Annotated in this window: 11 protein-coding genes; all 11 read left to right on the top strand. The window is 49.4% G+C overall.

The genetic code is table 11. The annotated features are described in order from the left end of the window. Position 1: 1 nt before the first annotated feature. The 11 genes from AB8809_RS16035 to AB8809_RS15985 all read left to right on the top strand — a co-directional run bounded on the left by AB8809_RS16035 (position 2) and on the right by AB8809_RS15985 (position 13,678). Positions 2 to 748 carry a glycosyltransferase family 2 protein gene (locus AB8809_RS16035; protein WP_015839591.1) on the top strand — a complete coding sequence of 249 codons (747 nt, stop codon included), beginning with the start codon at positions 2 to 4 and terminating at the stop codon, positions 746 to 748. 6 nt (positions 749 to 754) lie between these two features. Further along, positions 755 to 2,128 carry a phosphomannomutase CpsG gene (gene cpsG, locus AB8809_RS16030; protein WP_349854939.1) on the top strand — a complete coding sequence of 458 codons (1,374 nt, stop codon included), beginning with the start codon at positions 755 to 757 and terminating at the stop codon, positions 2,126 to 2,128. A 302-nt stretch (positions 2,129 to 2,430) separates the two neighbouring features. Then, positions 2,431 to 3,327, top strand: a complete 897-nt coding sequence (locus tag AB8809_RS16025) for a sugar phosphate nucleotidyltransferase (protein ID WP_015839594.1) — start codon at positions 2,431 to 2,433, stop codon at positions 3,325 to 3,327. 230 nt (positions 3,328 to 3,557) lie between these two features. After that, positions 3,558 to 4,964 carry an NADP-dependent phosphogluconate dehydrogenase gene (gndA, locus tag AB8809_RS16020; RefSeq protein WP_010281382.1) on the top strand — a complete coding sequence of 469 codons (1,407 nt, stop codon included), beginning with the start codon at positions 3,558 to 3,560 and terminating at the stop codon, positions 4,962 to 4,964. Positions 4,965 to 5,392: 428 nt separating this feature from the next. Then, positions 5,393 to 5,686, top strand: a complete 294-nt coding sequence (locus AB8809_RS16015) for a hypothetical protein (protein WP_320703331.1) — start codon at positions 5,393 to 5,395, stop codon at positions 5,684 to 5,686. A 75-nt stretch (positions 5,687 to 5,761) separates the two neighbouring features. Further along, positions 5,762 to 6,439 (top strand): YjbF family lipoprotein, encoded by a 678-nt coding sequence (locus tag AB8809_RS16010; RefSeq protein ID WP_320703332.1) that lies wholly within the window; start codon positions 5,762 to 5,764, stop codon positions 6,437 to 6,439. Positions 6,440 to 6,448: 9 nt separating this feature from the next. Continuing rightward, positions 6,449 to 7,231, top strand: a complete 783-nt coding sequence (locus AB8809_RS16005; RefSeq protein ID WP_320703333.1) for a capsule biosynthesis GfcC D2 domain-containing protein — start codon at positions 6,449 to 6,451, stop codon at positions 7,229 to 7,231. Continuing rightward, positions 7,228 to 9,369 (top strand): YjbH domain-containing protein, encoded by a 2,142-nt coding sequence (locus AB8809_RS16000; protein WP_349854936.1) that lies wholly within the window; start codon positions 7,228 to 7,230, stop codon positions 9,367 to 9,369. The genes AB8809_RS16005 and AB8809_RS16000 overlap by 4 nt, the downstream gene beginning before the upstream one ends. 389 nt (positions 9,370 to 9,758) lie before the next feature. Continuing rightward, a complete protein-coding gene (locus AB8809_RS15995) occupies positions 9,759 to 10,316 on the top strand; it encodes a chorismate mutase (RefSeq protein ID WP_015839599.1) in 558 nt (185 codons plus the stop codon). A gap of 19 nt (positions 10,317 to 10,335) precedes the next feature. Then, positions 10,336 to 11,958, top strand: coding sequence for a S53 family peptidase (locus AB8809_RS15990; protein WP_349854934.1), 1,623 nt, complete (start codon positions 10,336 to 10,338; stop codon positions 11,956 to 11,958). A 295-nt stretch (positions 11,959 to 12,253) separates the two neighbouring features. Beyond that, complete coding sequence (locus AB8809_RS15985) at positions 12,254 to 13,678, top strand: glycoside hydrolase family 1 protein (RefSeq protein ID WP_349854931.1); 1,425 nt, start codon at positions 12,254 to 12,256, stop codon at positions 13,676 to 13,678. Positions 13,679 to 13,747: the final 69 nt, after the last annotated feature.

Raw genomic sequence — 13,747 nt, 5'->3', positions numbered from 1 at the left:
AATGAAAGTAAGTATTATCACTGCTACATACAATAGTGCTAAGACAATATCTGATACATTGAATTCATTAAATGCGCAGACCTATCCTGATATAGAGTATATTATTATTGATGGTGGTTCTAAGGATAATACATTATCTTTAATTAAAAGTAGTTGTAGTAGAGTGTCGGTGATTGTGAGTGAACCAGACAAGGGAATATATGACGCTCTCAATAAAGGTATATCGTCTGCTACGGGCGATATTATCGGTTTCCTGCATTCAGATGATTTTTTCGCTTATCCAGATGCCGTGATGGACATCGTTGAAGCTATGCGTGCATCAAACGCTGATGCTGTGTATGGTGATTTAAACTATATATCCAGCACCGACAGTAATGTTATTGTGCGTAAATGGGTAAGCGGTGAGTTTGATATAAAAAAAATGAAACTCGGATGGATGCCGCCACACCCCACTTTTTATATGAAACGTTCTTGCTATCAACACTTTGGCTCTTTTGATTTGTCATATAAAATATCGGCTGATTATGATTCCTTACTTCGCTATCTTTGGATTCATAAAATAGCGGTTAAATATATACCTAAAGTGATTATAAATATGAGGGTCGGTGGGGTAAGTAATCGCTCTTTATCCAACATGATTATGAAAACAAAAGAAGATGTTAAGGCGATGAAGAGTAATAAGTTACCTTGGCTAAGTGCTGTCGCAGGAAAGAATTTATCTAAAATACCCCAGTTTTTTAAGAAGTGATAAATCATGGAAAAGTTAACTTGTTTTAAGGCCTATGATATTCGTGGCCGTTTGGAAAGCGAATTAAATGATGATATTGCTTACCGAATTGGTCGTGCGTATGGCGAATTACTCAAACCTACGCGTGTTGTTGTCGGTGGTGATGTCCGTCTGACAAGTGAGAGCCTGAAATTATCTCTGGCCGATGGGCTGATGGACGCAGGTGTTCATGTGCTGGATATCGGGTTATCCGGTACTGAAGAGGTCTATTTCGCGACTTTCCATCTTGGAGTTGATGGTGGTATTGAAGTAACAGCAAGCCATAATCCAATTGATTATAATGGTATGAAACTGGTTCGCAGTGGTGCGAAACCCATCAGTGGTGATACGGGATTACGAGATATACAGCTATTGGCTGAAAAAAATAACTTCTCCCCCGTCCAGCAGGACGCCCGCGGCAGTTACACCAAGATCTCTGTACTTGAAAGTTACATTGAACATTTAATGGGCTACATTAAGCCTGAAAATTTCAAACCGTTGAAACTGGTTATTAATAGTGGCAACGGTGCTGCAGGTCATATTATTGATGCCCTAGAGGAACAGTTCAATAAACTCAATATGCCTGTAACCTTTATCAAGGTACACCACGAACCCGATGGTTCATTTCCGAATGGCATCCCCAACCCGCTGTTGCCTGAATGTAGAAAAGATACTTCTGATGCCGTTATCGCACATTCGGCAGATATGGGGATTGCGTTTGATGGTGATTTCGATCGCTGTTTTCTGTTTAACCATCTTGGCGAATTTATCGAAGGATACTATATCGTTGGTTTATTGGCCGAAGCTTTCCTTCAAAAGGAACCTGGTGCAAAAATCATCCATGATCCTCGGTTGAGCTGGAACACGATTGATATCGTCAATTCCCATCAGGGCAAACCGGTTATGTCAAAGACCGGCCATGCCTTTATTAAAGAACGGATGCGGCAAGAAGACGCGATCTATGGTGGGGAAATGAGTGCGCACCACTATTTCCGTTCTTTTGCGTATTGTGATTCAGGGATGATTCCGTGGTTGTTAGTTGCGGAATTACTCTGCGTAAAAGAGAAAAGCTTACGGGATCTGGTGAGTGAAAGAATGCAGGCATATCCGGCGTCTGGCGAAATTAACTCTACGCTGAATGAACCCGCTAAGGCGATAGATCGTGTTAAAGCCGCTTACTTACCTAACGCGGTGTCTATTGACGAAACTGATGGCATCAGCCTGGAGTTTGCGGATTGGCGCTTTAACCTTCGTTCTTCTAACACAGAGCCTGTTGTTCGCTTAAACGTTGAGTCTAAAGCTGACCATGCCCTGATGATTGAGAAAACTGAGGATATTCTACGGTTACTACGACAGAACTGATCTTTATAAGGTAACTGGCTCCTCATCTTAACAATAAGCTCAGCCTACCCACTCGGAGCGTTAGTTCAACATCATCTGGTCGCTTCTCTATTCCGGTATTGCTGGTTGAGTTTGCTATCGATGTGCGGGAAGCAGAAAAAGTCGCTGCCTGAGATCGCTTTGTGGCTGATTGGGTGTAATCTTAGTGTCATGCGTGGCGTTATGGCATTACCCTCGCTGGGTGAAAACGATCGGCCAGATCAAAACAGTTAGCCAGATCAAAACAGTTAGATAGAAACCATCAGATTGAAGAGAGTCAATCCATGACATCATTGAAAGCTATTATCCCTGTTGCAGGTTTAGGGATGAATTTGTTACCGGTGACCAAGGCAATTCCTAAGGAAATGTTGCCGCTGGTTGATCGTCCGGTGATAGAGAAGATCGTTAACGAATGCGTTAACGCGGGGATTAAAGAAATTGTTCTGGTGACGCATGCGTCGAAAAACGCTATCGAAAACCACTTTGATACCTCTTTTGAGCTTGAGTCTTTGCTGGAAGAACGTGCCAAGCGTCAACTGCTGGCCGAAGTTCAGTCTATCTGTCCGAAAGGCGTGACGATCATGAACGTTCGCCAGGGGGAAACGCTGGGGCTAGGGCATGCGGTATCCTGTGCTCGTCCAATCGTCGGGGACAGCCCGTTCGTGGTGGTGTTGCCAGATGTGGTGCTGGATGAAAGCACGGCAGATCAGACGAAGGAAAACCTGGCGCTGTTAATCTCCCGTTTTGAAGAAACAGGGCGCAGCCAGGTGTTGGTGAAACATCGTCCTTATGAGGTACTGCCAGAGTACTCCGTTGTCGATTGTGAGAAACCGCTGGTGAATCCGGGCGATGCGGCAGCAATTACGTCGATGATCGAAAAACCCGAGGCGCCCTCTGAAACCGGGTCTGACCTTTCTGCGGTAGGGCGTTATGTATTAACTGCTGATGCCTGGCCATTACTGGAAAAAGCGGTTCCTGGTGCATGGGGACGCATTCAGTTAACGGATGTGATTGCCGATATGATTGCGACCCAGCAGGTTGATGCTGTGCAGATGTCGGGAAAAAACTTTAACTGCGGCCGTAAATTGGGCTACGCACAGGCGTTTGTGTCTTATGGATTGCGCAATCCAGAGTTTGGTGCCGAATTTAAAGAAAGTATTAAGGCACTGCTGAAAAAGTAATATTGAGTGATAACACGCTGTAAAACCGCAGATTGCTGAATCGTTCTGCGGTTTTTTCTTTTTCTCGCCTTACGCGCTTGTCGAGCGAGCTTTCGCTATCAAACCAATCACTATCCACTCACGCAAAGCTGAGTTACCATGTTGGCCTGTTTTTAAATTGCCTGCGGGGTCGCAACGCGAATCGTTGTCGTCGTTGCAGGCAGGTTATCCTTCAGACAGGAGTTGCTTTAATGTCCAAACAGCAAATTGGCGTTGTCGGTATGGCGGTGATGGGGCGCAATCTGGCGCTGAACATTGAGAGCCGTGGCTATAGCGTTTCCATCTTTAACCGTTCTTCTGATAAAACCGATGAAGTTATCGCGGAAAATCCGGGTAAAAAACTGGTGCCTTCTTACACCGTTGAAGAGTTTGTCGAATCCCTGGAAAAACCCCGCCGTATTCTGCTGATGGTGAAGGCCGGTGAAGCAACCGATAAAACGATTGAGTCGCTGAAGCCTTACCTGGAAAAAGGCGATATTCTGATCGATGGCGGTAACACCTTCTATAAAGATACCATTCGTCGTAACCGCGAACTGTCCGCTGAAGGGTTTAACTTCATCGGTACAGGTGTATCCGGTGGAGAAGAGGGCGCGCTGAAAGGGCCTTCCATCATGCCGGGTGGCCAGAAAGAAGCCTATGAACTGGTTGCTCCGATTCTGGAACAGATTGCCGCACGTGCTGACGGTGAAGCCTGTGTGACCTATATTGGCGCTGATGGTGCTGGTCACTACGTCAAGATGGTGCATAACGGCATTGAATACGGCGATATGCAGCTTATCGCTGAAGCTTATGCGCTGCTTAAGCAGGCACTGAATCTGAACAACGACGAGCTTGCTACGACGTTCTCTGAGTGGAACAAAGGCGAGTTAAGTAGTTACCTGATTGAAATCACTGCCGATATCTTCAAGAAAAAAGATGAAGAAGGCAAATATCTGGTTGACGTGATCCTGGATGAAGCCGCTAACAAAGGCACGGGTAAATGGACCAGCCAAAGCTCTCTGGATCTGGGCGAACCGCTGTCCCTGATCACGGAATCCGTTTTTGCCCGCTACCTTTCTTCACTGAAAGATCAGCGTGTTGCTGCGTCTAAAGTGCTGACAGGCCCGACTGCTCAGCCATTCGGTGGTGATAAAGCTGAGTTTGTTGAGAAAGTGCGCCGTGCGCTGTATCTGGGTAAAATCGTTTCTTATGCTCAGGGCTTCTCACAGTTGAAAGCGGCATCAGACGAAAATAACTGGGATCTGAACTACGGCGAAATCGCCAAGATTTTCCGCGCTGGCTGCATCATTCGTGCACAGTTCCTGCAGAAAATCACCGATGCGTATGAGCAGAAAGCGGATATCGCTAACCTGCTGCTGGCACCTTACTTCAAGAAAGTCGCGGACGAATATCAGCAAGCGCTGCGTGACGTGGTGTCTTACGCTGTCCAGCAAGGCATCCCGACGCCAACGTTCTCTGCTGCGATCGCCTATTACGACAGCTACCGCTCCGCCGTACTGCCTGCTAACCTGATCCAGGCTCAGCGCGACTATTTCGGCGCGCATACCTACAAGCGTACGGATAAAGAAGGCGTATTCCATACCGAATGGTTGGAATAATCGTTTCTTATGCTTAGATAGTGTTACTTGTTAATAAAACGCCAGATTAGGAAATATCTGGCGTTTTTTATATTGCTGAATGAGTGTATTGATATCGTTAAGATATCTATGACTTTTTTTCTGGAATACTGTAAATTTCATTAAAGAAATCTGCTTTTTTACCGAGATCATTGCTGTTTATTACATCGGGATCTTGCTATTTTTAACAGTGTTGCAAAAATTGAGTTGTAGTTTTGCTTTCTGGTGTTACTTATCAGAGGTGGTTTGCTCGCCATTGAACTGTAACTCATTACTGGGAGGATCCCGGTAACGGTCAGTAAACGAGGTATAAGATATTTTGTCCTTGTGCTGGCTGGAATGAAGGACGGGGTATGGTCTTTTTGACGGTACCCCACCCTGAAGTACTTCATGTTAAAAAGGAAATCGTAATGAAGAAAACGTTAATCACGCTGGCCGCTGTTCTGGCCATGTCGTCAAACGCGTTTGCTGTTGATGGCGTCTCCAGCGCAACGGCTGCGGGTACCACGACCACCACGACCACCAACGCAAGTGTTGGTGTTGCTGCTGGTGCCGCTGGTGCTGGTGCTGCTGCTGGTTCCACTGCTCTGATTGCAGTTGGTGTTGCTGCTGCTGTCGCTGTTGGTGTAGCTGTTGCTGTTGCCAGCAATGACGACAACAGCCCGAGCACGGGAACAACGACAGTCACTGGTACTCGTAGTTAATTCCGTTTAAGTTCCAAGGCCACTTCGGTGGCCTTTCTTTTTCCGGGCTACGCTGTTCAACGAGAACTTCATCGCATGACAAGAATAAAACGAATAGCAGAAATGAAAGCGCTGATTGCCATCCCTCTTTTCTCAATTCTATTGACTGGTTGTTCCCAGAATATGAATGCAGTAGGGAAAACGTTCAAATTGGCTTTTGTTGGGCAAGATGACACTCATGTGACAGCTAAACAGGTTGCCAATACGCCCTATGCGTCTGCCTATCTGAAGGTGGGGAAAGCGCCTCAGGCGTTTGTCGTGCTCGCTTTTGCCGAACAAAATCAGTTGAAATGGATTGGGGCCGATAAAAACATGGTATCGACCCAACATGGCCGCCTGGTGAAAACGCAGGGCTTCGGCGAAGACATTACCTATGTGGACAACCTGCAACAAGATCCCCTGACATTAGGCCTGTTGAAGACATCGACGCCAATGACATGGCAAAGCCGGGTTGAATGGGCTCAGGTCTTCCGTGGCGGTTACGCTACCACGTCCGTTTTTCATGCCCGCGGCAAAGAAACCGTAAAAATTCTGGATACCTCGCGTGAGCTGCTGCGCTTCGATGAGCAGGTTACCGTTCCCACGCTGAACGAATCTTACACTAATAGCTACTGGCTTGATCCGGCCAACGGAAGTGTGGTCCAAAGCCAGCAGTATATGGGGCCGGATATGGCATTGGTAAAATTCACCGTATTAAAACCCTACGTACAATAAGGGGCTGCAATGTTAGCACTCAATCGTATCGCTACCTTGTTGCTGCTGGTTTCCGGCGTTGCGACGTCTGCGCAACTGACGGTGAAATCGCCTCAAGAGACGGTCGCTGTCGTTAAACTTGACGACGGTACGCGTCTTGAAAAATTTTACGAACAAGTTTCCTGGCCACAGAATATCAACTGGCAAACGGCGTTTATTTCTGATTTTGCGACAACGCAGAAGGTACGAGCACAGGGCGATGTCTTGCTGCAAAAGCTGGCTGAGCTGGAAACGCGTTGGCGTAACTCTGGCGATGGTGATTTGGCCATTTCCGCCTGGCTTCTGAGAAAGACGATTGACCCGATTAATGTTGCTGGTCGTATCCGCACGGAGCTGGATCCTGATCGCGTGCGTCTCTATATAGAAAATAATCGCCCTCTGGTCGGAGAATATGCTCTGTATGTTGCACCTCATGATGACAAGCTGTCGCTGATTGGTCTGGTCAATACCTCTGCTGATGTGGGTGAACTGGAGACATCGGGCAAAGTGGCGCTGCGTGCCGGATGGTCAGTCGAAAATTATCTCTCTGGACGGCGGCTGATTGCAGGAGCGGATAACAGTTACGGCTATCTGATTGGTGGGAACGGTCAGTGGCGTAAGGTGCCGCTGGCGTTGTGGAACCGTCAGCATATTGAACCCGCTGCGGGCGAAACGCTCTTTATCGGTTTTGATCCCGCTGTTTTACCACAGGATATGTCATCACTTAACGATCAGCTTGCTGACTACCTTGCTAACCGGACTCCACTCGAATGACCAAGAACAGAAACGTTAAATTAAGCTGTCTGTCGTTGGCGATTGGCGGCATCTTGAGTGCGCAGGCGATAGCGGCTGAAACAGAAAGCAGCCGTACTGCGACAAACCCGAATATGCGCTTTCAGCCTGCGGGGGTATCGCAGTCTGATTTTGGCGGTACGGGCCTGTTGCAGATGCCGACCGCACGTATGGCGGAAACAGGCGAATTCAGTCTTAACTACCGCGATAATGAGGAATATCGGCGTTATTCCGTGTCGCTCCAGCTCTTTGACTGGCTGGAAACCACGGTGCGTTATACCGACATCCGTACTCGCCCTTATAGTAGTGATCCCTCTTTCAGCGGTAGCCAAACCTATAAAGATAAGTCATTCGATGTTAAAGCCCGTTTATGGCAAGAAAGTTACTGGATGCCGGATGTTTCTGTAGGATTGCGTGACATTGCTGGTACCGGCCTGTTTGATAGCGAATATCTGGTGGCGAGTAAGCGTATGGGGCCATTTGATTTTACGCTGGGTATGGGGTGGGGCAACATGGCCCAGAGCGGCAATATTAAAAACCCTGCCTGTTCGTTGAAAGCGAGTTTCTGCCAGCGTAGTGAAGGCTTTTCAGGTACCGGGGGAGAATTTGAGGTCGGTAATTTCTTCCATGGACCGTCTGCACTGTTTGGTGGCGTTGAGTACCAGACCCCCTGGGATCCCCTGCGCTTAAAGCTGGAATATGACGGCAACGATTACAGTGCCGAAAGAACGTCATCCACTGGTGTGCCGCAGCAGCTTAAGCATGATTCTCCTTTCAACATCGGCGCTGTCTACCGCGTAGGCGATGTGTTGGATACTACGCTGTCGTGGCAGCGCGGCAATACCCTGATGTGGGGCTTTACCCTGCGTACCAACTTTAACAGCCTGAAGCCGAACTACTTAGATGATGCGCCCCCTGTTTATGCGCCGGTTCAGGATGGCAAAGGAACAAACTGGCAGCTCGTTTCGAAAGAGCTGAATGATAAGGCTGGCTTTAAGGATGCCGATATCTACGCTGACCAAAAACAGGTCACCATTGTTGCCGATCAAACCAAGTATCGTGATAGCGATCAGGCGACACAGCGTGCGGCGACGGTATTGGCGAATCATGTACCGGGTAGTATTGATGAATACCACATTGTTCAGCGTAGCCAGCGCTTACCGATTGCCAGCACGGAAGTGGATGCCAAAGCTTTCCATCAGGTTCAACAGGCTGCCTTTCCGCTTGGGCAACCGGAACCGGACACGCATCGCAAAGAGCCAGTATCCGACATTCGTGGTCAGCAGGTGCTGCTCGCACAGCCCGATCGCCTGACGTATTCATTAGATCCGACGCTAACGCAGTCCTTCGGTGGTCCTGAATCCTTCTACATGTATCAGGTTGCCCTGAAGGGTAACGTTGACTACCGACTCAGCGATCACTGGAGCGTAGGGGGAACGGCGACGTTGAACCTGTTGGATAACTTTGACAAGTTCAATTACAAAACGCCTCCGGCGGATGGCGCAGCGCTGCCACGTGTCAGAACCTGGGTGCGTGAATACGTCACCTCTTCGGATCTGCTGCTGACCAATCTGCAATTGACTCGTAGGGATAACCCAGCACAGGACTGGTATACCCAGGTCTACGGCGGTTATCTGGAAATGATGTACGCAGGGGTTGGTTCTGAAGTGCTGTATCGTCCGTTCGGTAAAAGCTGGGCGCTGGGGATGGATGTTAACTATGTCAAACAGCGCGACTGGAACGACATCATGAGAATGGCCGATTATGATGTGGTGACGGGCCATCTGACCGCTTACTGGGAACTGCCGTTTGTGGAAGGTGCGGTGGCGAAAGTGAGCGTGGGCCGCTATCTGGCAGGGGACAAAGGGGTCACTATCGATCTGTCCCGCCGCTTTGACAGCGGGATTGTTGCGGGTGCCTTTGCAACCAAAACCAACGTCAGCGCCGCTGAATATGGTGAAGGGAGCTTCAGCAAGGGCTTCTACGTCTCCATACCGTTTGATCTGCTGTTCACTGAACCTACCGTGAAACGTGGGGCAGTCGGTTGGGTACCGCTAACGCGTGACGGTGGTCAAATGCTACAGCGCCGTAGCTCGCTGTATGGCCTCACCGATCACTAATCGATCCCCGCACGTTTAGGGTATTAATCAAGCCCGTCATGGCCAGGTGCCACGACGGGCTTTTTTGTGCGCCTTTGCTTGACGAAATAATTCCATTTAGTAACCAATTTGAACTATTTCATTTGGTTATCGTTTGTATCTTAATCATGTCGAACCCGGAGGGAAGACTCTGGATTGTTATCCCCTATCTGATTGTAATTTAACACCTTAATTGCGGTTGTCTCGATGAAACGAGACATCTTTGAGAGGAAGTGTGTCCCGAAGGTAATGATTGAAATAGTTTCGTCATGGAAGATTCATATAGCGAAATCTATTATCTCCTGCCGCAATGGCGAAATAAAACATAGCCATAGATCTTCATGCTAGTGCTAACAGGAGAGTGTAATCCGATGAATGTGCCTATTTCCGCTGTTATCTCGTTAGTGATGAGTTCTGCCTGGTGTCTCCCTCTGCATGCGGCCGTGCAGGATAGTTCTCTTGGAATCTATCAACTGATTCAGGAGAGGATGGTGCTGATGAAGGATGTCGCGGGGTATAAAGCCCGTCAACACCTGCCGGTTGAGGATCTGAAGCAAGAGGAACGTATTTTGAGTAAGGCGCGGGAGCAATCCGCTGCCGTAGGCTTATCCCCCCAAAGTACGCAGCTGTTTTTTACTTCATTAATGAATGCCAGCAAAGCCATTCAGTATCGCTACATGGCGGACTGGCTTGCGACACCGGAGAACGACTGGACGCCGCTTTCGCTGAATGACACGGTCAGGCCTACGTTACTCACGATTGATGATCAGCTCCTGGTTAGCATTAAGCGTTACCTCGCGAATGGCGGGCATTTCACGCCTCAGCAAGAGGCTGCATTTCTTTCTTCTATTAATGTTGAGCATCTGTCACAGAACGACAAACGCCAGATTTACGCGGCATTGAGTCACATTGAACCAGACGGCAAATAGCTGAGTGGGAGAGAAGACGATGACTTACCAATTATTGAAAGGGAGTGAGCGCGGCAATATCGCTGACGCGGCATATCGCGAGCGCTGTGATGTGAATGAAAGAGTCAGAATCATGCTGGTGTTACGTTTTACTACGCCAGATGAAGAGTATTACGCCGAACTGCACGATAGCATCGATCCGCAATTTGGCGGTATCAATGCCAACAGACCGCTGTCGCGCGCCGACTATGCCAGAAAATTCAGCGCTGATGAGGCAGATATTGAGCATGTTCGCGCGTTTGCGCGGCATCATCGGCTCTCTATCGAACGCGAACATGCTGCCAGTCGAACTGTCTTCTTAACGGGGACGGTAGGGCAAATGGAGCAGGCGTTTCGCGTGAGCTTAGCCCGGTATGACCACAAACACGGGGCATTTCGTGGGAGAGCTGGGGGGATTTACCTGCCGGAATATCTACAGGGCGTGGTGATTGCCGTATTAGGCCTTGATGAACGTCTGGCGACGAACTGTTGCCTGCGTATCAATGATACGTTCTCCAATGCGGCAAAGCGCCCGTCGGGCTATACGCCGCTCGAACTCGCGGAACTCTATCACTTCCCAGAGCATGACGGCGCGGGGCAGTGCATTGGTATTATTGAACTGGGGGGCGGATACCGCCTGCCGCAGTTGGAGCACTATTTTAAACGCATGGGCGTCAATCCTCCTCAGGTCGTCGATGTCTGTGTGGGGGGCGGCAGGAATGCCCTTGCATCGTCAGAGGGCGACAAAGAGGTGAGCCCGATTGATATCGAAGTGCAGATGGATATCGAAATTGCGGGTTCGCTGGCACCAGGCGCCAAAATTGTGGTGTATTTTGCGCCGAATACCGATGCCGGGTTTTTGGAAGCGATCAACGCTGCGATTTATGATGAGAAAAATGCGCCGTCGGTGATTTCGATTAGCTGGGGTTCCAGCGAGTCACAATGGACGGCACAATCATTACAGGTGTACAACCAGGCCTTTCAGACAGCGGCTGCGCTAGGGATTACGGTGTGTGTTGCGTCTGGCGATCGCGGTTCAAAAGATGGTGAACCCCACGGCTTGCACGTCGATTTTCCTGCATCCAGTCCCTATGTTTTAGCCTGTGGCGGCACTCGCTTGCAAAAAGCGATGGAAGAAACCACCTGGCATAGCCGGGACGGTAGCGCAACAGGCGGTGGCGTTAGCCAGTATTTTGCGCTGCCCGGCTGGCAATTAGGGCTGTCTCTGGTAGACAAATACGGCGGTCATCATCCCTTGCAACACCGTGGCGTACCTGATGTCAGCGGCAATGCCGATCCTGAAACGGGCTATCTGGTTGAAGTTAACGGGCGAGAAGGCGTGGTTGGCGGAACCAGCGCCGTCGCACCGCTGTGGGCAGGACTGCTGGCGCGTATGCTGGCGCTGACCCATTCGGCATCGTTGTTTATCCCTCCCTTGCTGTACCGTAATCGTAATAGCTGCAAGGATATCGTACGGGGAAATAATGGGGCATTTGTGGCTTCTGAAGGCTGGGATGCCTGTACGGGGCTGGGGTCACCGGATGGCATGAAACTGCTGAGTCTGTTGAAGCGGCTTGTGAGGCTCAACGGTGCACGAGAACATGACGATGGGCATGAACAGTGAGTCCGCATTTCTGGGATAGCTGGCGCAGGGAGCAAATCCTACTCAGGTGAGGAAATTATCGGTGATATTCATCACAGATTACCCGACCTCGGTTTGAGTCTACGATGGTTAGCGGATATAACCCGATAAGAAGGACGTGATCGGGTCAAGGCCCGAGCGAAACCTGATACGACGCATGTGATCCAGACATGTTCGTATCAGGTTTTTTTTTGCCTGAATCCAGCCCGATCGCGCGCCACCCATAACATCAGTGATGTCTTACTGACATGATCTCGTTAAGGAAAGGAGAAAAACAGTGAAATACCGTCATCTTAAACGTTTCCCTGAGGGGTTTTTGTGGGGCGCGGCGACATCGGCTTATCAGGTTGAAGGGGCATGGAATGAGGATGGCAAGGGGCCGTCGGTGATTGATGCCAGAACGTCCTATCCTGAGGGCACCACGGACTTTAAAGTCGCCAGCGATCATTACCACCGCTACAAGGAAGATGTGGCGCTGTTTGCCGATATCGGCTTTAAAACCTACCGTTTTTCCATCGCCTGGAGCCGCATCATTCCCGATGGCAGCGGTGAGGTAAACCCGGCGGGCATTGCGTTTTATCACAATCTTATCGATGAGCTGCTGCATTACGGTATTGTGCCGATCGTTACGATGTACCATTTCGATCTGCCGCAGGCGTTGCAGGCCAAAGGCGGTTGGTACAGCCGGGAAACGGTGGATGCGTTTGAACGTTTTGCCAACGTACTGTTTGATGAATACGGTGAAAAAGTGCAGTACTGGCTGACCATCAACGAACAGAACATGATGATTTTGCACGGTTCCGCACTGGGTACGTTGGATCCCACGCTGGAAAATCCGAAGCAGAATCTCTACCAACAGAACCACAACATGCTGGTGGCACAGGCAAAAGCGATGAATGCGCTGCATGCAAAAGTGCCCGGCGCGAAAATTGGTCCGGCACCCAACATTGCGCTGATTTACCCGGCATCAGCGAAGCCTGAAGATGTGATGGCCGCGTTCAACTATAACGCGATCCGCAACTGGTTATATCTGGATATGGCGGTGCACGGCCGTTACAACACGGCGGCATGGCGCTATATGGAAGAGAAAGGCTATACGCCGGAGATTCTGCCCGGCGATATGGACATTCTGGCATCGGCCAAACCCGATTTCATCGCGTTTAACTACTACACCTCGCAAACGGTTGAAGCCAGCAAGGGCGACGGATCGGATGAAATTGCACGTGGCGGCGATCAGCACCTGAAATCAGGTGAAGAAGGCGTTCATCGTGGCGCAACCAATCCATTTTTGCAGAAAAATGCCTTTGGCTGGGAAATCGATCCCATCGGTTTCCGCAATACGCTACGTGAGCTGCACGATCGCTACCATTTATCGCTGATCATTACGGAGAATGGGCTGGGCGCGTTTGATACGCTGGATGAAAACGGTGAGGTTAACGATGATTATCGCATCGACTACCTGCAACGCCACATTGAGCAAATCCAGCTTGCGATCACTGACGGTGTGGATGTCTTCGGCTATACGCCATGGTCGGCGTTGGATCTCATTTCCACCCATCAGGGATGCTCGAAACGCTATGGCTTTATTTACGTGAACCGTGAAGAGTTCGATCTGAAAGATTTGCGGCGTATCCGTAAAAAAAGCGCATACTGGTATGCTAATGTCATTAAAAACAATGGGCTGGATAGCTCAGAAGCGTAAATGATAAAAGAAAATGCCTCGTCGATATCACGTTGAGGCGTTAAACGGTAGGGAAGGTCAGCGTGCCTT

Origin of the sequence: Pectobacterium aroidearum (assembly GCF_041228105.1) — a bacterium.
Lineage (GTDB): Bacteria > Pseudomonadota > Gammaproteobacteria > Enterobacterales > Enterobacteriaceae > Pectobacterium > Pectobacterium aroidearum.
Note: the sequence above shows the minus strand (reverse complement) of the source record. Positions and strands in the feature narration are given on the sequence as shown.